The organism is Lysinibacillus composti, from assembly GCF_016908465.1.
GTDB classification, from domain to species: domain Bacteria; phylum Bacillota; class Bacilli; order Bacillales_A; family Planococcaceae; genus Ureibacillus; species Ureibacillus composti_A.
The window spans coordinates 46,962-70,296 of record NZ_JAFBDY010000008.1 but is presented as its reverse complement, the minus strand read 5'-3'; the positions used below and the strand labels follow the sequence as shown (position 1 = coordinate 70,296).

Here is a 23,335-nt window from a genome sequence, read left to right as displayed (position 1 = left end):
AGATTTTTTAAAGCGTTGGATAGGGGTTGGAAGAATTTTAATAATAAAATGGAAAATATTTGGCAACAATCTGGTTAGGTGCTACACTGAAAAGACATTTTAACATTTTATTGCGAGGCCCTAATACTACATTTACAGCCTCGCGTGATTTTCCTAAATATGACCATCCTGAAATAAATGACAAAGGGTTCATTGATACTGATAATTATAAAAGGGGTTCAATTATGGATATTAATTTTGGATTATTATTTGGACACGACAAATGGCAACATCTATCTTTTTATACAAGTGTGTCACTCGTTTTAGGATTAACAACGCTTCTATTCTCTACGAAAAGAAATCAAATTCGAAATATCAGTATTATATGGGTTACATTAATGGTAATTGGGATCATCGAAGAATATCGGCAACTGTTATTACCTGACCGCAGCGCGGAATTGTTAGATGCCCTCTACAATATGTTAGGTATCACAATAGGCTTAGTTATTCCAACTTTCATTTTTTCGAAGTTCAGTAAAGTACAGCCTTTCCCTCTAAAACGACTAACATATTTTATCATCATTCTTTCTCCATTTTTACTTGGTTTACTTTATTTCAACGAAGAACCTTTTATCACATTCAATGGATCATTGTCAGATCGAGTAAGAAATTTATTGGCTATGATTAATTTTCAATAAGAATTAATAAACTAATAAAACCTAATGTTCCGAGGAAGATGGCGAATAGTCTGGCGTGAACCATTCAGATTGTAAATTTAGATACAAAATGATTTACAAATTCTTCAAAGTTAAAAGGCTAATATACACATGTATCGACTAACGAAATTTGTTAAGATTAACTAATTCAGTGGGCTTTTGACCGTACTGAGCTAAGGCAATTTTGAATAATAAAAACTAAAATTAATAGGTGATTATGTTGAATCAACGAAAAGGACTTGTGATGCGAGAAATCAAAATGGAGGAGATGGCTCAATCCATTGACTTGTTAAATTATGTTTTTCAAATGTCCATGTCCATTAAAAAAGATCGACGCTTCGTCAGTGAGAAAAGTAGACAATTTAATGAAGGCCATGCACTCGGATGGTTTGACGGAGGGCAACTTGTCTCCCAAATCTTAAGTTTGCCATTCCAAGTAAATATTTATGGCGTTCCCTATGAAATGGGTGGAATTACAGCAATCGGTACTTACCCTGAGTATTCCAAACAAGGGTTGATGGATCAATTAATTAAGGAAACATTAATCATGATGCGTAATGAAGGTCGATATATTTCCTATTTATTCCCATTCTCCATTCCATATTACCGGAAAAAGGGTTGGGAGATTATGAGCGATATCGTAGAGTTTCAAGTGAAAGATACACAATTCCCTCAATATTCTTCCATACCAGGAAAAATCCGACGAGTAGGAACGAGAGATGAGCACCTAGTGGATGTTTATCAACGGTATGCTTCCATCACGCACGGCGCCATGATCCGAAATACAATCGCATGGAATGAAAAATTTCACGAGGATTATTGGGAAGAAAAATTCGTCGATACCGATGTCCAAATGCAAGCAGCTGTTTATTATGATGAAAACGACGAACCTCAAGGCTATTTATTCTACAGAATTATGGAAGAAAATTTCTATATTGATGAAATTGTCTACTTGCAAGAAGAGGCACGAAAAGGATTATGGAATTTCGTTTCTGCCCATAAATCGATGGTTTACAATGCATACGGTAAAACAGCCGGAAATGAGCCAGTAGCATTCTTATTTGAAGATAGCGAAATCATTCAAAAGGTTTCCCCATATTTTATGGCCCGGATCGTCGATGTAGAGGAATTTTTAAAGCGCTACCCATTTGATGAACCCGACTTCCATATCCGGTTCGCAGTGGCAGACCGTTTAGTTGAGTGGAATAATGGCACTTACGATATCTTGTCCGAAAATGGAAACGTAACCGTAAAAAGAGTGACTAATTTCGATGTTATGGAAGACATCACCGTTCAAATGTCCATCCAAACCTTAACAACCATGCTTCTTGGTTACAAGCGTCCAAAATATCTAAAAAAAATCGAACGTCTAAAAGGAAAATCCGAAACCATCACCATCCTGGAAGACTTAATTCCAGTCGGCATTCCACAGTTTATTGATTATTTTTAATATGGAATTTAACCCTTGCAGCTGATTGGCTGTGAGGTTTTTTATTTATTGTAATCAAATTCCTAAAAAAATTTTAACTGTTTTCGAATACTGATTAATTTATCCTCATAGTATGTACAGACATACGAACATTCAAAAGAGTTGCTCATTACAAAAACGGAACTGTCAAAACAAATATCCGAAAAATGAGGAGTTAAGATGAAATCAGTATTAAATGAAGAAAGTGGCATTCCACTATATTACCAAATTAAAGAGTTAATAAAGGAAAAAATTGAAAACGGTGATTGGAAAAGTGGTGATAAGATTCCAAATGAGTTAGATTTAGCGAAAAACCTAGATGTAAGCAGGTCAACCATTAGACAAGCTATCCTCGAATTGGTCAATGAAGGGGTTCTGAAACGAAAGAAGGGGGTTGGCACGTTCGTTGCTAAACCTAAATTCGAAGGCAATTTTATCAACTTTTCTTATCCAGAGGAATTTGGGACTAAACATACACCCATCAGTATGAAAGAAATAGAAGGTACGTCTGCGAAATTAAAAGCTCTAAATTTAAAAAACAATGAGAAAGTATTTGAAATTATTCGCTTAAGGTATTTTAATGAAGAACCTGCGGCAATAGAAAAATCCTATATTCCAGTCAACCTTGTCCCAGGCCTACTTGAGAAAAATCTTGAGGGAAGACTTAGTGACTTGATTTTAGAACAGTATGGAATCACTCTAACTAGGTATAAGAACTATATTGAGCCTGTCCTACTAGATTCATACGAAGCAAAAGTGTTGGGAATTGATCAAAGTCAGCCAACTTTAAAGATTACAAGGCTTTTAATGACACCACAAGGAACACCTGTCATATTGAATACAAGTGTTTTTAGAGGTGATCGTTGTAAGATGCTTTTTAGCTCAGAATAACATTCTTTTCAGAAGCTATTCAGTTTCTTTTAGGTGTAAATCAAAAGGGAGTGGTCTATTCGTGAGGGAACGATTAAAGGCAGAATTATCCGAAGAGGTGATTAACTATCTTCTTCTCCCAGCCTTAGAGGCAGAGCAGAAGAGATCCTTTACTAATATTATGGATATTAATAAAGGACATTTAATCATGTTAATTTCTAAAGGTATTGTCTCCCAGGAAGATGGGCAGAAAATTACGGATGCTTTAGAAAGTATAAATAAAAATGGTGCTGCTAGTTTAGAATTAGATCCTAAATTAGAAGAGCTATATTTCAATATTGAAGCTGCTCTCATTAAGATAGTTGGTGTTGAAGTTGGTGGCCAACTACATACTGGAAGAAGCAGAAATGATTTATATGCAACTTTGGCAAGAATGAACAGTCGAGATAGTCTTCTAAACATTTGTCAGCAAGTAGTTAGTCTTCGGGAAGAAATAATGAAAATAGCTAATAACTCTCTTCATACCGTAATGTCTGGATATACGCATATGCAACCAGCGGAACCAATTACACTAGCTCACTATTTATCTGCAATTCTCTCAGCACTCGAAAGAGATTTTCAACGATTTATACAATCATTCAACGTAATTAATATTTCCCCATTAGGTGCCGGAGCAATGGCATCAACATCTTTTAAAATTGATCGTCAAGAAACTTCAACTCTTTTAGGATTTGAACATGCAATGGAAAACTCGATTGATGCAGTAGCTTCTCGAGATTATGTTTTAGAGGCACTTTCAGCAATGAATATATTAATGAACAACCTTAGTCGATTTAGCCAAGATCTATATATTTGGTCAACCGATGAATTTGGCATTGTCGAGGTAGGGGATTCAGTTGCAGCTTGTAGTAGTATCATGCCTCAAAAGAAGAATCCAATTACATTAGAACATATTAAAGCGAAATCAGGTCATGTTATGTCAGCTTTAATTTCTGCAACAAGTTGTTTGAAAAATACATCCTATGGTCATAGCCGAGATTTAACCGAAAGTTTTAAATATTTTTGGGACGCATTCACCGATGTAGATTCTAGTCTCCACCTAATGACGGCAACAGTTAAAACACTGAAATTTAATGAAGAAAAAATGTTATTACGTACAATGGAGAATTTTTCAACAGTGACTGAACTAGCAAATACGATTGTCCGAGAAGCAAATATATCATTTAGAGAAGCGCATCAAATTGTCGGACACTTAGTTAGCGAAATGATAGATAAAAAAATTCCAGTATCAAACATAGATTCTGAGGTTATTAAAGATCTATCAAAATTGGTCATAGGTAAAGAAATCCTGTTGTCAAAAGAAGGTATTAAACAGGCATTAGATCCAATTCAAAATGTTGAATTGAAAAGTACTATTGGAGGACCTGCATCAGGAGAAGTTAAAAGACAGCTAATAAGGTTGACGGAAGCTTTAGAGAAAGATAAAAAATGGTTAATCAAACAACAAACTCTTTTCCATGATAAAAGAAGTAAATTGTCTAATACTCAAAATGTATAAAGGGGGATTCTAATAGCTTATAAGATTTAATTGTTGAAAAAGAAAGCAAATCTCAAACAAAGGGGAAATTGAATGAAAGGTAAATTTTCAAAATTATTACTTACAGTTGCTGTTTTAACTCTCGCATTGGCTGGGTGTTCTAAGAGTAGTACTTCCGAAAGTAATGGGGAAACAAATTCTAACACTTCGAATGAAACTGAACATAGACTTCTTTTAGGTACGTCGAGTCAAGGGGGTACTTACTATGTATGGGGTGGCGGCTGGGCAGATATTATTGGAAAGAACGTCCCAAATACTGATGTTGCAGTAGAAGTTACTGGAGGCCCAAATTCAAATATCCAATTAATTGAAAGTGGAGAGATGGATTTAGGTTTCGTGACAGCATGGCTTGCTGGTGAAGCCTATACTGGTACAGGTTGGGCAGATAAAAAGTATACGAAAATTCGTTCAATTTTCCCAATGTATGCAAGTGTTATGCATATGTATAGTTTGAAAGATAGTGGAATTACAAGTATTAGTGACTTTGCGAATAAAATTGTAAGTACAGGAGCACCAGGAAGTACTAGTGCAGTTGCTGGTGAAGGCCTTTTGGATGTTTTAGGAGTTAAGCCTGGTAGGGTAAGTGGAATTCCAACTAATACTGCGATTGACGGATTACGTGATGGAACAATTGATGCTGGTTTTGCGGTCACAGGAGTTCCGGGACCTTTCATGCTTGATCTTGAAACGACACACGAGGTTCAACATATTGGTTTAACTGAAGAAGAAATGAAAAAGGCCCTAGAAAAGTATCCTTATTGGTCGGAGGCAATTATTCCTAACGGTACTTATAAACACCAAGAGGAAGATATTTTACTACCTGGCTTTTGGAATTTCGCAATAGCATCATCAGAATTATCAGATGAGTTAGTTTATAACCTAGTTAAAACCACATTTGAGAAACATGAAGAACTTTTAGCGGTGGATCCAAGTGCAAAAGAAACGATCGTTGAAAATTTCAAGTATAGTACGATTCCTTATCATCCAGGGGCTGTTAAATATTATCAAGAAATAGGTATCGAAATTCCAGAAAATCTATTGCCGCCAGAACAATAATTAATCATGAGTCTTCTTGGCAATCTAAAGTTGCCAAGAAGTACTTAATCTGAAAGATACAAAACAAAAAATTTACCTACAAAAATATTAATTTAAATAGATTTACATATTCCAGAGTCTCTAAATTATTTAGTAACAATCACCATATCATGCTATTAAATAAAATAATTAACAGTTAGAGAGAATGATTGAATCGAAATGTAGTGGGGAGGTTAACCATGTCCGAATTGAAATCAGCTGATTTGGAGATTCAAGAGAATTCCAGTTCTAAAAAGATACTAATCGGAATTAATCTTAAACTATTTACTTTAATAGCTGTAATAATGTCATTATTTCATCTATTTGTATTAGGATTTTATCCAATTACTCCATGGATTCTCTATACAGTTCACTTAGGACTAGGGGCCATTTTAATTTTGATGCAATATCCAATGAAAAAATCTGCTTATAATAGTCCAATAACAACCATGATTGACTATATATTAATATTACTAGTTGTATTTGCAGGTTCTTACCTCATCCTTGAGATGGATGAATTAGTTTATAGAATTGGTGTTGCCCCAACGGGTTTAGATTTGGTGGTAAGCATTATATTAATCGGTGTTGTTTTAGAGATTACTAGACGAACAACAGGATTAATTTTACCTATCCTTGCTTTACTTTTTATTTTGTATGCACATTTTGGTAAGTATATTCCAGGTGACTTAGGACACCGTGGTTATAGCTGGGATCGTATATTAAGTTATTTGAATAGTATGGATGCAATCTTTAGTGTACCGATTGGTGCTTCTGCAACCTTTGTATTCTTATTTATCTTATTCGGCTCCTTTTTAAGTGAAACTGGTGGAAGTAAGTTTTTTATAGACTTTGCTATAGGTGCAACGGGTGGAAAAAGAGGAGGACCAGCAAAAGCTGCTGTTGTTTCAAGTGCTCTATTCGGATCAGTTTCTGGAAATTCAGTGGCAAATGTAGTATCAACGGGTGTCTTTACAATTCCGTTGATGAAAAAAATAGGTTATTCCTCACGTTATGCAGGCGCAGTGGAATCAGTAGCGTCGACTGGTGGGCAAATCATGCCACCTATATTAGGATCAGCTGCCTTTATTATGGCGCAATTACTAGGAACTTCCTATATTAATATCGTTTATGCCTCCATCGTTCCAGCATTATTATACTTTTTCACGGTCATCATTATGATTGACTTACAGGCCGCGAAATTAGGATTAAAAGGATTACCAAAGAGTGAACTTCCAAATTTAAAGAATGTTTTACTAAAAGAAGGTCATTTATTTATTCCATTACTCGTTTTAATTTTTACCATGACAGTGTTAAATACAAGCCCAATTAAAGCAGCAATTTGGGCAATTGCATCAACAATACTCGTATCTTTTGTTAAAAAGCATACGAGAATGACCTTTGCAAAATTAATTAGCTGCTTAGTTGACGGTGCCAAATCTGCACTCGGAATGATTGCAGCCTGTGCAACTGCTGGGCTTGTAATAGGGGTCTTAAATTTAACAGGTGCCGGGTTAAAGTTTGCTTCACTGATTCTTTCTTTAGCTGGTGATAATTTAGCATTGGCACTAATCATGACGATGTGTGCAACGATTATTTTAGGGATGGGACTTCCTACTACAGCTGCTTATTTAATTACAGCCGCGGTTGTTGCCCCAGCATTAATTCAGATGGGCGTATCTCCTTTAGCTGCCCACATGTTTGTATTCTATTTTGCTTGTTTGTCAGCGTTTACACCTCCTGTGGCACTTGCTGCATATGCAGCTGCTGGTATTGCTGAAGCGAAACCAATGCAGGTTGCCATGACATCTATGAAAATTGGAATTGTGGCATTTATTATTCCGTTTGTATTTGTCTATGGTCCGGCCATTTTATTACAAGGAACACCTATAGAGATTATTGTTTCTACTTTAACTGCAATCGTCGGAGCATTTGTACTTGCATGTGGCGTAGAAGGATGGTTCATCGGGAAAAACGCGAATATTTTAGTTAGAATTTTGCTCATTACGGCTTCTTTATCATTGATTGTTCCAGGTTTAATTACTGATGCAATTGGTTTGGGATTAATTTTTGTGGGTGCATTATTGCAAATGTTCTTTAGTTCTAAAAAGTTAGATCAACAAAATATAAGCGAAATTGAGGGATAAAATGAAATTTTCGATTATTGGTGCGGGAAATGGCGGACAAAGTATGGCAGCACATCTAACATTGTTAAATCATGAGGTTGTTTTATATGATATTCAAACTGAATTGATTGCTAAAATTAATGAAAAGGGTGGGATTAAATCAGAGGGCGTATTTGAAGGATTCGCCTCTGTAACTGCAACAACAGATTTAAAGTTTGCTATGAAAGACAGCCAAGTCATCTTGGTAACAACGACAGGTACAGCACATAAGAGTGTTGCTCGGTCAATTGCACCATATCTACAAGATGATCAGGTAATCTTGATATTCCCAGGGTATTGGGGAGCCCTTGAATTCCGAAATATATTTGAAGAAGTTGGAATGAATAAAAAGGTTTATGTAGCTGAAACAGAATCCCTTATTTACACTTGCAGATATATAGAACCAGGGCATGTTCGTGTGAGAAAGATTAAAGATTCGCTGGAATTTGCCGCTCTCCCAGCTACAGACTCACCTATAGTAAAAGACAGACTTAAAGAAGTCTATCCTCAATTAGAAATTACAGACAGTGTTTTAACTACTACTTTAAACAATGTAAATCCAGTCTTCCACGTACCAATTTTGTTATTAAACGCAGGAAGAATAGAATCTGAGGGAGACTTCTACTTCTACCCTGATGGAGCAACCCCATCTGTAGTGAATGTAATGGAACAAATTGAAAAAGAGCGATTGGAAATAGGAGAAAAATTAAATATTAACCTATCGACTAGTTTAGAGTTGCTTAAAAGGTTTTATGATGTGGATGAGGATAACCTTTACGATGCAATTCAAAAAAATCCAGCATATAAAACTGGCATCGCCCCGACAACTTTGAATTACCGCTATATTTATGAAGATGTACCATACGGGTTACATCCTATTGTGAAACTTGGTGAAAAATTGGGAGTCAAAACACCTGCATCTAATCTACTAATAGATTTGGCTTCATTAATTAGAAAAGAGGATTTGCGTGCAAAAGCTCTACAATTATCTGATTTAGGATTAGAAGATAAAACGCCCGAAGAAATTGTTGAATACTTAAAAGGAAATTCAAAAGTTAATCATTAACTTATTTGATTGATCTAGTTAATGATGAAACTCAATGTTTTGAATAAATGTTAAATAGGATAACATCAAAAGATCAAGCAGTTTTATTAGTAATGCAATCCCATATTCGGTTAGCTTAATTTTGTTGACTAGATTTATTTTGGAACAAAATGGTATTTCTGAATAATTCGCATATCAGTGGTAGGGATACTAACATTGAAAATACTCTTTTAGTAAAGAAGCCTAATTTAAAAAAGTTAGGCTTTTTTATTTTAAGAAAAATTCATATAAAAAAATGGTTTTTTCCATTGAGCGCGGGTTTTAAGATCTCTTTCAAAGACAATATTTTTTAGGAGACATGAGTTATTTCTTTTTAATTAATTTATTTTTAATGGAAAGTCTGAGTCTTTTATCACGCGACAATGCTACTATTGTTCGGGTCGACACTTTTTAAAGATAAGATCAATGCAATCAATCCTCACTACTTTATCGACTGTTTTCAACAAATTCCACCATCAATTTCACCTCCTAATTCTCGAATGTTAATTGTCAACTTTCGGAACAATAGATTGTGTTAGTAAAAATGTTGTGACTATATTACCCCTTTTTGTTAATTGGTGATAGTATTCTTGTAAAGTGGTCTATAAAATTAAGGGTTTGATGTAATATTAACATTTGGAAAATAGAAAAACTGATACGAATGAATTTAGAATTTGGCAATTTTTTGAACGGATGGTATGATACGAGTAGGAGAAAAGTATACTTAAAATAACAATTTTTACAATATAATTGATACCGAAAAATCGTCTTTCATCAAATTTAAGGCATCTATATTGGATTAATAAGGGGGAATTAAGAATATGAATCTACTCAAAAAGTTTAAGAAAAAGAAAAAAACACCCACATCCATTGCAAGAAAACTTGTAACGGTCACAGATCCGAAATCAATTATTTCAGAACAATTTCGATCGATCCGTACAAATATCACATTCTCCTTACCAGAAAAAGGGTTAACGACGATTTTGGTGTCTTCTTCTATGCCAAGTGAAGGGAAATCCACAATTGCTGCCAACATCGGCGTTGTATATGCGCAGGAAGGGAAGCGGGTGTTGATTGTTGATGCAGATATGCGAAAGCCAACATTACACTTCACGTTTGATATATTCAATACACAGGGGTTATCCAATATTTTAGCTAAACAAATTTCAGCCCAAGACGCGATCCAAGAAACGTTTATGGTTGGTTTATATGTACTAACTTGTGGGAACATTCCACCTAATCCATCTGAGTTGCTAGCATCGAAACAACTGGAGAGTTTCATTGAAGAAATGGAACAATACTTTGACATCATTATCTTCGATGCGCCACCACTACTTTCGGTTGCGGATGCACAAATACTTTCAAACAAATGTGATGGAACAATTCTTATAGTGGATTCAGGTAAATCAAATAAATCGGACGCAATTAAAGCTAAAACTGCCCTAATGGCCTCAAAAGCAAGAATTGTCGGTGTTGTAATGAATAACTTCGACTTGCCAAAAAATAGTTATTATTATCAATATTATAGATAACAAATAAATTTAAAGTAATAATTAGAAATCATTTAATGTCGGAAATGATGTTCTATGAATTTTTCATAGTATATTATTTCTGAATATTTCGATAAAAGAGTGTTGAGTAATAAAATAGTTAATAAGGTGAATAGAAAAAAGTTATTGTAATAAAATAAAGTACTTCCTTTTTCGTATGAGCGCATTCGATTTGATCGGGTGCGTTTATTTTGTATGGTGGGAAAACATTTGGATGTCACGTAATTATTCAGAAAAACTCAAATGTAAAAAGCGAAAACTAAGAAAATAATTATTATTTATTTTGATTCTAACTCCATGACTTTGTTACAATGGAGTGGTTATTTAAAGAAAGTGTGGTTGTAAACAATGAAAGTTTTATTTATCGGTGATATCGTAGGTTCGATTGGTCGTGACGCTGTAGAAAAATATTTACCGCGTTTAAAGAAAAAATATGCACCTGACGTGGTCATTGCTAACGGTGAAAATGCTGCAGCAGGTCGTGGCATTACACAAAAAATTTATCAGCAGCTGTTACAAATCGGCGTTGATGTCATTACGATGGGGAACCATACGTGGGACAATAAAGAGATTTTTGATTTTATTGATGAAGCTGATTACCTTATTCGTCCAGCAAATTTTTCAAATGAAGCACCTGGAAAAGGTATGGTGCAAATTGAGAAAAATGGGGTGACGCTATCGGTAATTAACTTGCATGGTCGTGTATTTTTACCGCCTCATGACGATCCGTTTGCAATGGCAGATGAATTAGTCGCAGAAGCTCGTGAAAGATCTCCACTAGTATTTGTAGATTTCCACGGTGAAGCTACAAGTGAAAAAATTGCCCTAGGTTGGCATCTTGATGGTCGTGCCTCTGCGGTAGTAGGAACTCATACGCATGTACAAACAGCTGATGCACGTATTTACCCAGGTGGTACAGCATATATTACCGACGTAGGAATGACTGGTCCATATGATGAAATCTTAGGGATGACAAAGGAAAGTGTCATTTATAAATTCCAAACAAATATGCCAGCCCGCTTTGAAGTACCTAAACAGGGTCGAGAAGTACTTAGTGGGTTCTTTGTCAATATCGATAATAAAACAGGAAAAGCCCTTTCTTGTGAGCGTATTTATATTAATGAAGATTATCCGTTCCAAGCATAAATTCATTGATATTCATCCGAATTCGACAAAAATTACAATGGGTTTTCCAGTCTAATGGTCTCAGAAAGCGGATGCAAAATAGCGCTTATTCGTTGAGGGATACGGGGTTGTTTACCGTATGGGATGAAATCGATTCCAACTAATCTAACATTAAAATACCTTAGCCGAATGATAAACCCGTGAAATTTGTTGATTTAGAGCGAAAAAATAAAAGTATTTTTAAATGGTAAATTGAAGAATATTAGATTCTAATTCACTTTTCCCCAGCATAAAATGAGCTACGGACACTAACTTAAAGTCCTTTGAATGAACGCCAAACATATCGATCATTCAAGTCATATCTTATAGCAAATATGGGGAGGAATAAATGTGGATTCATTAAAAGTATCATCTCGCTCTAATCCAAATTCTGTCGCAGGTGCGCTAGTCGCGGTTATTCGTGAGCAAGGATATGCGGAAATGCAAGCTGTAGGTGCAGGTGCATTAAATCAAGCAGTAAAGGCAGTGGCGATTGCTCGCGGTTTTGTGGCTCCAAGTGGCACAGACCTAATTTGTGCACCAGCTTTTGCTGATATTACAATTGCTGGGGAAGATCGCACAGCTTTAAAGTTAGTCGTAGAAAAAAGAACTCGATAATGTGACGATTGAACTCTTAATCACTAGCGCAAACTAGTTGTTAAGAGTTCTTTCGTTTTTTTTTTGTTTATTTCCCGGATGTGGAAGGAATATCCATCACGGGATAGTGGGCAAAATCCATCCAAAGTACTCTTTCCTCCACACTTCTAAAATCCAATCCTTCCTCAAAAATCCAAACCCATATTAATGTGTTCAAAACGTTATATTTTACAATAATAAATTTCCGAAAATTTTCAAAATAGCATTTACGTGTAACTTCTTCTTTATCGACAAATACTATAGAGAAATCGGTTTCAGTCTAAGGTCTGATTTTCACGGAATTGTTGTAATTTCAATAGTTTCTGATAATTCTTCGTGTTAAACTAAGAATGGAAAAATTTCTAACTTTACAGTGAAATTTACTTATTACAAATCGATCCCAATTAGTTGGATATTTTTAGTCAAAAATAATGTATTATGTAATAAGTTAGTGCCCAGTGATTTTTCTTCTCGAAACGCTGAGGCTATATAAATCAAATGCAAATTTTAAGGAGTTGTTACAATGTTACATCAGCTTTCATGGAAAGTCGGTGGGCAACAAGGTGAAGGTATTGAGAGTACTGGTGAAATCTTCTCAATGGCTATGAACCGTTTAGGGTATCATCTTTACGGCTATCGTCATTTCTCTTCACGTATTAAAGGTGGCCATACGAATAATAAAATTACAGTTCGTCCAACTGAAGTTCGTTCAATTGCGGACGATTTAGATATATTAGTGGCGTTCGATCAAGAAACAATCGAAGTGAACTATAAAGAACTAACAGAAAAAAGTATCATCTTAGCAGACTCTAAGTTTAATCCTGTGGAGCCTGAAGATTCAAAAGCTCCATTATTCTCAGTTCCATTTACTGAAATTGCTACTGAACTAGGTACTTCATTAATGAAAAATATGGTTGCGATTGGAGCAACTTCTGCACTATTAAAATTAGAGATCTCTGTGTTCCAAGATGTTGTGGATGAAATCTTCGGACGCAAAGGGAAAGAAGTTGTAGAAAAGAACGTAGAAGCCATTAAACGCGGCTATGACGTGATGAGTGACTTAATTGGTGACCGTGTAGGCGAATGGGCGCTTGAACCTGCTGACGGTAAACGTCGTATGTTTATGATTGGGAATGATGCAGTTGCACTTGGTGCACTTGCTGCAGGTGTTCGTTTCATGGCAGCTTATCCAATTACACCAGCTTCAGAAATTATGGAGTATTTAATTAAAAAGCTTCCTAAATTTGGCGGAGCTGTTATTCAAACGGAAGATGAAATCGCTGCAGCAACGATGGCAATCGGAGCTAACTACGGTGGTGTTCGTGCCTTTACTGCATCAGCAGGCCCTGGTTTATCATTAATGATGGAATCAATCGGTTTATCTGGAATGACGGAACAACCATTAGTCATCATTGATACGCAACGTGGTGGTCCATCAACAGGTCTTCCAACAAAACAAGAACAATCTGACCTAATGGCGATGTTATACGGTACCCATGGGGAAATTCCAAAAGTTGTCATTGCTCCTTCTACATTAGAAGAAGCGTTCTTTGATACAATTCAAGCGTTTAATATTGCTGAGGAATTACAGATCCCTGTAATCGTGATTACAGATTTACAATTAGCGCTAGGTAAACAAACGGCAGAACCATTTGATTACAGCAAAATTGAGATTCGTCGCGGTAAAATTGTCCAAGAAGAACTTCCAGCAAATGAAAATAAAGATTATTTCAGACGCTATGAAAATACAAAAGACGGCGTTTCGCCACGTGTTTTCCCTGGTACACCAAATGGTATTCATCACGTTACAGGTGTTGAACATGATGAAACAGGAAAACCAAATGAAGCACAAGGAAATCGTAATACTCAAATGGACAAGCGTTTCCGAAAATTAGAATTCTTAAACTTCGAAACACCAGTGCATACCAATGCACCATATGAATTTGCAGACGTGTTACTAGTTGGCTTTAACTCAACGCGCGGGGCAATCGAAGAAGTTCAAGAGGCATTAATTGCTGAAGGATTAAAAGTTAACCACGCACATGTTCGTTTACTATTCCCATTCCCATCTGAGGAACTAGCACCATTAGTAAACAGTGCGAAAAAAGTGATCGTTGTTGAAAACAACAAAACATCACAACTAGCCAATATTATGAAAATGAATGTTGGTGGTCATGATAAAACACTTAGTATCACGAAATATGATGGAACACCGCTTCTACCACGTGAGCTAAAAAATCGTGTAAAGGAGCTGCTTGATTAATGGCAACATTTAAAGACTTTCGTAACTCTGTGAAACCAAACTGGTGTCCAGGATGTGGCGACTTCTCAGTGCAAGCAGCGATACAACGTGCTGCTGCTAATGTAGGGATTGAACCCCATGAATTAGCGGTTGTAGCTGGGATTGGTTGTTCAGGACGTATCGCAGGTTATATTAACTCATACGGATTCCACGGGATCCATGGACGCGCACTACCAATTGCACAAGGCTTAAAAATGGCCAACCGTAACTTAAATGTTATCGCTTCTGGTGGAGATGGTGATGGATTTGCGATTGGTATGGGTCACACTATCCATGCAGTACGCCGTAATCTAGATATTACGTATGTCGTGATGGATAACCAAATTTACGGTTTAACAAAAGGTCAAACGTCTCCTCGTTCTGCTGAAGGATTTGTAACAAAATCTACTCCAGTTGGGGCAATTGAACCTTCTGTAAAACCATTAGAATTAGCCCTTTCATCAGGTGCGACATTCGTAGCACAAGGATTCTCAACAGATATTAAAGAACTAACTGCCTTAATCGAAGAAGGCATTAAACATAAAGGGTTCTCGTTCATTAACGTATTCAGTCCATGTGTAACTTACAACAAAGTCAATACGTATGAATGGTTCAAAGAGCACTTAACAAAACTATCTGATATCGAAGGTTACGATTCATCAAATCGTGACCTAGCAATGCAAACAGTTATGGAAAAAGAAGGTCTTGTTACAGGGATCATTTATCAAAACACTGAAACTCCATCTTACCAAGAAAAATTAGATGGCTACTCAGATCAACCACTTGTTGATACAGAGTTAGAAATGAACAAAGAACGTTTCGACGAATTAGTAAAAGAATTTATGTAATAAAGGACGGCAGGATCTCTCGTGGATTCTGCCGTTTTTTTATTTTAGTAGTTACGGTATCCTCCATATGGTGGGCGATAATATGGTGGTCTTTGATAGTATGGTGGGTAAATTGGATTAACTGGAAAATACGGATTAAAGTAAGGATTAAAATATGGATAAGGGCTTACTGGATAATACGGTCTTCTTCTACGACTTCTTCCATAGCTGTCATCGTAACGACCATCACGATTGTAATCAAATTGCACAAAGTTTCCTCCCTTCAATATCGCTATAAGTTATGCTTAAGATACAAATCATCCTAGTTAATAGCCTAGATTTTTGAGTTCAATCAGTAAGCAGGAAGTTTGTTTTATCACTTTAGGAGTAAAGAAATGAAATGAATTTTCTGGATTAAGTCAATATAACTAAAAATTCATATTAAGTTTACAATTCTGTTACAATTCCTTCATATTATTCCATTATGCTCAAACAATAGTAGAAATAGAGAGTAGAGGGGTCGTTTTTGTGCGTTTTTCTCGCTATATCAAGGTAAAAGACCGTTTAATCATGTTGATGATTGTGTGTATTATTTCAAACATAATTCTAGCAATCTTCAGTATTGATTATTTAAGAAAGATGGAAAACAATACAGAGTTAATGTATGAACAAAGATTACTTGCGGTAAATGCAATTTCTGATATCGAACAGGCAATGGAGGTTGGGGATCAGGCAAAATTTGGAGAATTACATAAAAGTTTATCAAAGTATAAATTCGATTCGAAAATGGAATTTTTTCTAGAGCAAGTCGATGCCGCAATCGAAAAGGGGAGTGAAGAGGACTTTTATGCTCTAACTTCTGAAATGAAACAATACATAATAGACCGAGCTGATGCTCAACTAAATGCATACCATAAAGATATTTCCTTTGGTTATAAACTGTTAATCAGTGTTTCTCTAATAATGATTGCAGTAGTAGTTTACTTCAGTGTTGTCGCAGCACGTTCAGTTAATGTTCCAACAAGGCAGCTGAAAAAGCTCTTAAAGTTAGCTCAACAAGGTGATTTCACCAAAACAGCAAATTATGATGCAAAAAATGAAATCGGCGAAGTGATCCTAAGTTTTAATCAGATGGCAACAGAAGTGAAGGAACTTCTTAAAACTGTTCAAGAAAGTGCATCTTCAGTTGATCAATCAAATGCCAAACTTCAACTTGCCTCTGAAAAAACAACAGAAGCCAGCATTCATATTTCAAATGATGCAAAGGATTTAACCACTGCAACACAGCGCTCAACCGAACAAATCAATTTAAACGCTGCTTCTATCCAAGAAATAGCAAGTGGAGTAGAGCTGATTGCATCACACATCGATAACATTGAACAAAACATAAAACAGTCTGTGGTAGATGCAAATGATGGTGTACATTTCGTTAACGTGAACTTAGTTCAAATGAAAGAAATTGAAGAGGGCGTAAAACAAACAAATGATCGAATGCAAGTGCTAGCAAGGCATTCGAAAGAAATAGAACAAGTCATCCAAATCATTAACACGATTGCCGGACAAACAAACCTTCTTGCCTTAAATGCAGCCATTGAAGCAGCACGCGCGGGCGAAGCTGGTAAAGGATTCAGTGTTGTAGCAGGAGAAGTTCGTAAACTAGCCGAACAATCCGTTCAATCAACGAAAGTTATAGAAGAAATCATTAAAAAGATCCAAAATGATACAGTGGAATCAATGCTGTTTATGGAAAAAGCAATGCATTCCGTTCAAAATGGCATTGACTCCACAAACCAAACAGCAGCGAAGTTCCAACAAATCGTTTCAGACGTAAACGAAATTGAACCGCACATTGTGGAAGTATCAGACACTGTGAAACTAATAAAAGAAAACACAAACGAAGTCGCGAACAACTCCATTCAGCTAAGTAAAGTGTCCGAGCAAAACTCGCAAAGGATTCATCAAGTCTCTACATCCACTGCTGAACAACAGGAAGCCACTCGCGCAATGTATAACGAAATCCAAAAAATCACCCGCAACATCCGCACCCTATCCCACGCCATCCAGCGGTTTACGGTGTAGCAAGACAATAAGGGTTATCTTGTGCAGGCAATGAAATAAAATATGTAAAAACCCTTCTCCGGTAATGCCAGGGAAGGGTTTTAAAAGGAGGAAGATGATTGATTACGGTAGAACGGCAAGTGCCATCAAAAATTTATGTATTAGATGCAATCAAAAGAAGAGCAAACGGAAACATTGAAACAATAGAGATGATTGAAAATCTACTGAGATTAGCGGAGATTGGTTACGAAGGAGAGTTGAAGGTAGATCGACTTTGGTCAGAAATTTCAGTACCTGACAATTCAATCCTTATTCATAGCTACGAAACGAAAAATGACTTTGGTAATTCTCATCAAATTGACACGCTATTCGTGTGTCCAAATTTTATCGTCATCCTCGAAATCAAAAACCTTACAGGATATATTTGGTATGAGAAAGAAAAAAATCAATTTCTACGAAGAAAGAAAAACGGTGAAGTCGAGAGCTTTCAAAGTCCGATAGAGCAGGTTATTAGACATGCAGACTTTATTGAAAGAACGGTAGAACGCCTAGGTCTAACTGTGCCCATTTATAAAATGGTTTTAATTGCAGAACCCTCAACCGTCATTGGTCCAGTACCTACTGACCCCCCGATTATCCACGCAGTTGGTTTACCTTCCAAAATAAAAGAATTAAATATACAATATGAAAGAAAAGCTCTCCCTAAAGTTCATTATGAATTGTTATCAAACCATATTCTTGATCGACTCAATCCTACTATTTACAAACCAAGATTTGAAATACCTCCTCTAAGGAAAGGAGCACTTTGTTTGTGTGGTAACAATATGAAGTTTGATTATGGGAAATTTATCTGTTCGTGTGGGATAAAATCTCGTGACCCTTTATATCAGGGGTTACATGACTATCGATTTCTATATAGTGAGTGGATTACAAATAGTGAATTTAGAAGTTTTTTCAATATCAAAAACCAGGCTTTAGTGAGTAAAGTTTTAGCTCGATTGAATTTTCAATATAAAGGATCAACAAAAAGTAGGAAATATAAGATTCCAAAAGATATATTAAAAAGAATAGACTAAACTCCTTTTTTTACAAGAAATGAAATACGAAAGAATGAAAGTGTCTAGAATAACTGGAAAAGTGTCTAGAATAAATCGAAAAGTTTCTAGATTAAGCTTTGATTTGTCTAGAATAACTTGAACTGATCGGATTTGTCTGGAAAAAATTAAAAGTGTCTAGAATAATACCCAAAGTATCTAGATTAATCCAAAAAGTGTCTAGATTAACTATGAATTTGTCTAGATTATTATAAATCTCCCCAAAAACATAAAAAGAGGTAACCAAATTGAACAATGTCATAGATTTTATCTCAATTAAACAACAAAAACAGGATGTGCAAGTGGCCAAGTTGTTCAGTAAAGCCAATTCACTTCAGAATCCAGAGCAAGTTAATAAGTTAGTAGAAGAGAAGTCGCTTGCAATACAGGACCACAAGCTATTTCTTGCGTTTCTTGCCTATTTAGAAGAGAAGCAAATTGATGCAGTATCGATATTCCAAGCAGTTCTTAAATTACCGAAGCACCAGTTTGAACTGCAATATTCAATGAACTGGCATTCTGTTGTGCAATTATGTTTTACGTTTCTTTCTATATTAAAAGAAAACGACCCGAAACATTACCAACAGTTTATTTCTGTGATGAAGTGAAGAGAACGTTTCAGGAGATAATAACATCTTGCAAGGTGAGGAAAAAATTACGCGCGCCAAAGTGCTTAATCCACATGCAAATTTGCAAACCATTCAGACCTAACTTACTCAATGCACCATAAACCTTTCACTTCACCCAGAATCTCCCGCGTTATTCAGACCGCACAAATTTCCATCATTCAATACCTAAGCCCCCATCGCCCCAAAAAAACCACCTTAAATAACACCCCAAAACTCTTATTCCATGTAATTTATGGCAAATCGGGTACTTTTCGATGTACGTTATTGTTCTTTTATCCTATGTTTCGTTATAATATGAAGATGGGATTCGAGTGTACCTGAACAATTGAAAGGAGTCTCAAGATTCAATGAATGAAGAACAACGACTAGCGAGTCAACAAGTGAAACAACCAAAACCTGAAGCGAAGCCTGAAAAGGACTATAGTAAATACTTCGAACGTGTCATTACGACGCCTTCATTAAAAGATGCGAAAAAACGTGGGAAAGAAGAAGTGAAATACCACAAAGATTTCTCAATTGATGAAGAATTTAGAGGCATGGGGAATGGTCGTAAATTTTTTATTCGTACGTATGGCTGCCAAATGAACGAGCATGACTCTGAAGTAATGGCTGGGATCTTCATGGAATTAGGGTATGACCCAACTGATTCAATTGAAGAGGCAGATGTCGTTTTATTAAATACATGTGCAATCCGTGAGAACGCTGAAAATAAAGTATTTGGTGAGTTAGGTTACCTCGTTAAATATAAACGTCAAAATCCTGAAATGTTAATCGGGGTTTGTGGCTGTATGTCACAAGAAGAATCAGTAGTTAATAAAATCTTAACTACATATCAACATGTCGATATGGTATTCGGAACACACAATATTCACCGTCTGCCACACATCCTAAAAGAAGCATACATGTCAAAAGAAATGGTCATCGAAGTTTGGTCGAAAGAAGGGGACGTTATTGAGAACCTTCCGAAATCTCGTAACGGTGCCATTAAAGCATGGGTAAACATTATGTACGGATGCGATAAATTCTGTACATACTGTATCGTACCTTATACTCGTGGGAAAGAGCGTAGCCGTCGTCCTGATGAGATTATTCAAGAAGTTCGTGAACTTGCAGCACAAGGCTATCAAGAAATCATGTTACTTGGTCAAAACGTAAATGCTTACGGAAAAGACTTAACAGATCTTGAATATGGTTTAGGGGATTTAATGGACGAGATTCGCCAAATCGGTATTCCGCGAGTTCGCTTCACAACAAGTCATCCACGCGACTTCGACGACCACTTAATCGAAGTGTTAGCAAAAGGTGGCAACTTAGTCGAACATATTCATTTACCAGTTCAATCTGGATCAAATGAAATCCTTAAAATTATGGCACGTAAATATACACGTGAACATTTCTTAGATTTGGTACGCAAAATTAAAGAAGCAATGCCAAACGTTGCGTTAACAACGGATATTATCGTTGGTTATCCAAACGAAACAGAAGAACAATTCCAAGAAACACTGGATCTTTACCGAGAAGTTGGATTTGAAATGGCGTTCACATATATTTATTCACCTCGCGAAGGTACACCTGCAGCAAAAATGACAGATAATGTACCGTTAGAAGTGAAAAAAGAACGTCTACAACGCTTAAATGCGGTGGTAGAAGAGTTTTCTGCAGCTGCGCTAAAAAAATACGAAGGTCAAGTAGTAGAAGTATTAGTTGAAGGTAGCAGTAAAAAACGTGATGACGTTTTAGCTGGTTACACTAGAAAAAATAAATTAGTGAACTTTGAAGCACCTAAAGAATTAATTGGACACATTGTAAAAGTGAAAATTACTGACGCAAAATCATATTCATTACGTGGTGAGTTTGTGGAGGTAGTTAATCGACAAGAGGTGGAAGTATAATGACAACAAAACTCTATACTAAAGACGAGATCGTAGAAAAAGCAAAAGAAATCGCACATATGATTGCGAACACAGAACAAGTAGAATTTTTCAAAAAAGCAGAAGAGCAAATTAACGATAACCAATTAGTCCGTGAAAAAATTGCAAGTCTTAAAACACTTCAAAAACAAGCAGTTAACTTCCAAGCCATTGGAAAAGAACGAGCACAAAAATTAGTGGAAGATAAAATCGATAAAATCCAAGAGGAAATCGATGCACTTCCTATCGTTCAAGAGTTCAAACAATCTCAAGTGGAAGTTAATGAACTTTTACAATTAGTATCTAACGCAATTGCAAACAACGTTACAAACGAAATTATTGAATCAACAGGCGGCGATCAACTGCGCGGCGAAACAGGTTCAAAAGTTCGCAACAGCCAACCAGGAAGCTGTTCATAATAAACCATCATTCTTTTAGGCTTTACCCAAATTGAATGAAGTAAGCCTCTCGCGCGGAGACATGCGATTTTTCAGGTGAAACCTACCCGAGCAGGCTCTAAAGCGTATAATAAATTAAGGTGACTCAAAAAGTTGGAAAAACTTCAATTTTTTGAGCTCACCTTTTTTTATTTTTTTTTGGAGCAAATTAGGTAGGTGCTTAATACAATAGTCTATGTGCGGAAGACAAAACCAATTTTATCCATTAACTATGACATGCGGTAACAGTATTATTCACAGTCCTTCTTCTAATTTAATTGAAATCATTCTTGAGTATCTTTAGTTTTTCAACGTCGTGTATCAGTTTATCTAAATAAAAAATTTATATAAACCAGGACATTTCACCAATTAGGCATTCGCCGCATACTATAGTTCGACAAGAGTGTAAAAGGAGGAAATGCGTTGAAACGTTTACGTCAAATCGTGACTAAAGCGGTAATCGCGAAAGGTAAGAAGAGAACAGAAGCAAGTGAAGTGTTACGTCCACCACATACTCCAACAAGTATTTTAGGATGTTGGGTAATTAACCATCATTACTCAGCAAAAAAAGAAGGCAAATTTGTTGTTGTATCAGGTAAATTCGATGTGAACGTGTGGTACGCGTTCAATAACCACTCAAAAACAGCGGTATTTACAGAAACAATTAGCTATAAAGATAAAGTGAAATTACACTACCGTGACGAAGATATTATCGATTCAAACGATTGCCACGTTCGTGTATTACAACAACCAAACTGTATCGAAGCAATTATCAACCCAGGTGGAGACTGCTTCAACGTTGTAGTGGAACGTGAATTCATAGTTGAAGTAATCGGTGAAACAAAAGTAGTCGTATCTGTACATCCAATCGAGTTTGAAGAAGAGTGGAGATTCCAAGATGACGATGACGACGATGATGACGATCGTGACCGTAAACACGACCGCAAAGATGAAAGTTCATCTTCTTCATCTAGTTCAAGCTCAAGTTCATCATCTTCAAGCGTAGATTCTGATTCACGCAGAGGGAAACACGGCAAATTTAAAGACGAATCATCTTCATTTCACCTATAAGAAAGTAAGAGCGCCATCTACTAAGAAAAGTAGATAAAAATGGCGCTCTTCTTTATTTCTTTTATGAATTTAAGTTGAGGGGGGAGCATGTAAGAGCTAAAGGAATTTCAAGAAAGGGAGTATTTTGAAGAAGTTCAAGTATTACTTTTTAAATTTTTTACAAAGTGATTCCCGTTCTTCGAAAGTATCTAGAATAATGTTAAAAGTGTCGAGATGATATTAGTGTCTAGAATAAATGCCAAAGCGTCTAGATTTCCATGAAAAGTGTCTAGATTGATGTTGAAAGTGTCCAGATTATTTCAATGTCTAGAAAAATCCCCAAAGCGTCTAGATTTCCATGAAAAGTGTCTAGATTAATGTTGAAAGTGTCCAGATTAATTTTAAGTGTCTAGAAAAAGTGTCAAAGCGTCTAGATTATCATGAAAAGTGTCCAGATTAATGTTGAAAGTGTCCAGATTATTTCAATGTCTAGAAAAATCCCCAAAGCGTCTAGATTTCCATGAAAAGTGTCTAGATTAATGTTGAAAGTGTCCAGATTAATTTTAAGTGTCTAGAATAAATACTAAACCGTCTAGATTATGATGAAAAGTATCTAGATTAATGCCAAAAGTGTCCAGATTAATTTTAAGTGTCTAGAAAAAGTGCCAAAGCGTCTAGATTTCCATGAAAAGTGTCTAGATTAATGTTGAAAGTGTCCAGATTAATTTTAAGTGTCTAGAAAAATCCCC

General features: G+C 36.0%; 19 protein-coding genes. 18 read left to right on the top strand and 1 reads right to left on the bottom strand.

Annotated elements, in window-relative coordinates; translation table 11 throughout:
• Positions 1 to 59 precede the first annotated feature (59 nt).
• The 12 genes from JOD29_RS10540 (at position 60) to JOD29_RS10485 (ending at position 15,429) form a co-directional block, all read left to right on the top strand.
• Positions 60 to 677: a VanZ family protein gene (locus JOD29_RS10540; RefSeq protein WP_205101666.1), complete on the top strand. Its 618-nt coding sequence runs from the start codon at positions 60 to 62 to the stop codon at positions 675 to 677.
• A 238-nt stretch (positions 678 to 915) separates the two neighbouring features.
• Positions 916 to 2,145, top strand: coding sequence for a GNAT family N-acetyltransferase (locus JOD29_RS10535; protein WP_124764708.1), 1,230 nt, complete (start codon positions 916 to 918; stop codon positions 2,143 to 2,145).
• Positions 2,146 to 2,343: 198 nt separating this feature from the next.
• On the top strand, positions 2,344 to 3,054 hold the full coding sequence (locus JOD29_RS10530; protein WP_124764706.1) for a GntR family transcriptional regulator: 711 nt from the start codon (positions 2,344 to 2,346) through the stop codon (positions 3,052 to 3,054).
• Between the two features lie 61 nt (positions 3,055 to 3,115).
• Complete coding sequence (gene argH / locus JOD29_RS10525) at positions 3,116 to 4,591, top strand: argininosuccinate lyase (protein WP_124764704.1); 1,476 nt, start codon at positions 3,116 to 3,118, stop codon at positions 4,589 to 4,591.
• 72 nt (positions 4,592 to 4,663) lie between these two features.
• A complete protein-coding gene (locus JOD29_RS10520) occupies positions 4,664 to 5,686 on the top strand; it encodes a TAXI family TRAP transporter solute-binding subunit (protein WP_124764703.1) in 1,023 nt (340 codons plus the stop codon).
• 218 nt (positions 5,687 to 5,904) lie between these two features.
• Positions 5,905 to 7,848, top strand: a complete 1,944-nt coding sequence (locus JOD29_RS10515; protein WP_124764702.1) for a TRAP transporter permease — start codon at positions 5,905 to 5,907, stop codon at positions 7,846 to 7,848.
• A gap of 1 nt (position 7,849) precedes the next feature.
• Complete coding sequence (locus JOD29_RS10510; protein WP_124764701.1) at positions 7,850 to 8,932, top strand: NAD/NADP octopine/nopaline dehydrogenase family protein; 1,083 nt, start codon at positions 7,850 to 7,852, stop codon at positions 8,930 to 8,932.
• Positions 8,933 to 9,771: 839 nt separating this feature from the next.
• The gene (locus JOD29_RS10505) at positions 9,772 to 10,482 is read left to right on the top strand and encodes a CpsD/CapB family tyrosine-protein kinase (protein WP_124764699.1); all 711 of its coding nucleotides are present in this window, start codon (positions 9,772 to 9,774) and stop codon (positions 10,480 to 10,482) included.
• 366 nt (positions 10,483 to 10,848) lie between these two features.
• The gene (locus JOD29_RS10500; protein WP_124764697.1) at positions 10,849 to 11,646 is read left to right on the top strand and encodes a TIGR00282 family metallophosphoesterase; all 798 of its coding nucleotides are present in this window, start codon (positions 10,849 to 10,851) and stop codon (positions 11,644 to 11,646) included.
• Positions 11,647 to 12,015: 369 nt separating this feature from the next.
• Positions 12,016 to 12,282 carry a stage V sporulation protein S gene (locus JOD29_RS10495; protein ID WP_036174445.1) on the top strand — a complete coding sequence of 89 codons (267 nt, stop codon included), beginning with the start codon at positions 12,016 to 12,018 and terminating at the stop codon, positions 12,280 to 12,282.
• A gap of 541 nt (positions 12,283 to 12,823) precedes the next feature.
• On the top strand, positions 12,824 to 14,563 hold the full coding sequence (locus JOD29_RS10490; protein WP_124764695.1) for a 2-oxoacid:acceptor oxidoreductase subunit alpha: 1,740 nt from the start codon (positions 12,824 to 12,826) through the stop codon (positions 14,561 to 14,563).
• Positions 14,563 to 15,429 carry a 2-oxoacid:ferredoxin oxidoreductase subunit beta gene (locus JOD29_RS10485; protein WP_124764693.1) on the top strand — a complete coding sequence of 289 codons (867 nt, stop codon included), beginning with the start codon at positions 14,563 to 14,565 and terminating at the stop codon, positions 15,427 to 15,429. Before JOD29_RS10490 ends, JOD29_RS10485 begins: the two co-directional genes overlap by 1 nt.
• Before the next feature lie 44 nt (positions 15,430 to 15,473).
• Here the strand turns inward: JOD29_RS10485 and JOD29_RS10480 are convergent, their stop codons facing one another.
• On the bottom strand, positions 15,474 to 15,677 hold the full coding sequence (locus JOD29_RS10480) for a spore coat protein (protein WP_124764691.1): 204 nt from the start codon (positions 15,675 to 15,677) through the stop codon (positions 15,474 to 15,476).
• 259 nt (positions 15,678 to 15,936) lie between these two features.
• Here JOD29_RS10480 and JOD29_RS10475 point away from each other — a divergent pair, with 259 nt between their 5' ends.
• From JOD29_RS10475 to cotE, 6 genes are all read left to right on the top strand, one after another.
• Entirely contained in the window at positions 15,937 to 17,487 is a 1,551-nt protein-coding gene (locus JOD29_RS10475) for a methyl-accepting chemotaxis protein (protein WP_124764689.1), read from the top strand.
• Between the two features lie 98 nt (positions 17,488 to 17,585).
• A complete protein-coding gene (locus tag JOD29_RS10470) occupies positions 17,586 to 18,542 on the top strand; it encodes a nuclease-related domain-containing protein (protein ID WP_124764687.1) in 957 nt (318 codons plus the stop codon).
• 266 nt (positions 18,543 to 18,808) lie between these two features.
• Positions 18,809 to 19,168, top strand: coding sequence for a hypothetical protein (locus tag JOD29_RS10465; RefSeq protein ID WP_124764685.1), 360 nt, complete (start codon positions 18,809 to 18,811; stop codon positions 19,166 to 19,168).
• Between the two features lie 368 nt (positions 19,169 to 19,536).
• On the top strand, positions 19,537 to 21,081 hold the full coding sequence (miaB, locus tag JOD29_RS10460) for a tRNA (N6-isopentenyl adenosine(37)-C2)-methylthiotransferase MiaB (protein ID WP_124764683.1): 1,545 nt from the start codon (positions 19,537 to 19,539) through the stop codon (positions 21,079 to 21,081).
• On the top strand, positions 21,081 to 21,518 hold the full coding sequence (locus JOD29_RS10455) for a YlbF/YmcA family competence regulator (RefSeq protein WP_124764681.1): 438 nt from the start codon (positions 21,081 to 21,083) through the stop codon (positions 21,516 to 21,518). Before miaB ends, JOD29_RS10455 begins: the two co-directional genes overlap by 1 nt.
• A gap of 441 nt (positions 21,519 to 21,959) precedes the next feature.
• Positions 21,960 to 22,607 carry an outer spore coat protein CotE gene (gene cotE / locus JOD29_RS10450; protein WP_124764679.1) on the top strand — a complete coding sequence of 216 codons (648 nt, stop codon included), beginning with the start codon at positions 21,960 to 21,962 and terminating at the stop codon, positions 22,605 to 22,607.
• Positions 22,608 to 23,335 lie beyond the last annotated feature (728 nt).

Coding starts and splice junctions, on each gene's coding strand:
- JOD29_RS10530 (WP_124764706.1), top strand. CDS start 2,344: ATGAAATCAGTATTAAATGAAGAAAGTGGCATTCCACTATATTACCAA.
- JOD29_RS10520 (WP_124764703.1), top strand. CDS start 4,664: ATGAAAGGTAAATTTTCAAAATTATTACTTACAGTTGCTGTTTTAACT.
- JOD29_RS10515 (WP_124764702.1), top strand. CDS start 5,905: ATGTCCGAATTGAAATCAGCTGATTTGGAGATTCAAGAGAATTCCAGT.
- JOD29_RS10510 (WP_124764701.1), top strand. CDS start 7,850: ATGAAATTTTCGATTATTGGTGCGGGAAATGGCGGACAAAGTATGGCA.
- JOD29_RS10505 (WP_124764699.1), top strand. CDS start 9,772: ATGAATCTACTCAAAAAGTTTAAGAAAAAGAAAAAAACACCCACATCC.
- JOD29_RS10500 (WP_124764697.1), top strand. CDS start 10,849: ATGAAAGTTTTATTTATCGGTGATATCGTAGGTTCGATTGGTCGTGAC.
- JOD29_RS10490 (WP_124764695.1), top strand. CDS start 12,824: ATGTTACATCAGCTTTCATGGAAAGTCGGTGGGCAACAAGGTGAAGGT.
- JOD29_RS10485 (WP_124764693.1), top strand. CDS start 14,563: ATGGCAACATTTAAAGACTTTCGTAACTCTGTGAAACCAAACTGGTGT.
- miaB (WP_124764683.1), top strand. CDS start 19,537: ATGAATGAAGAACAACGACTAGCGAGTCAACAAGTGAAACAACCAAAA.
- JOD29_RS10455 (WP_124764681.1), top strand. CDS start 21,081: ATGACAACAAAACTCTATACTAAAGACGAGATCGTAGAAAAAGCAAAA.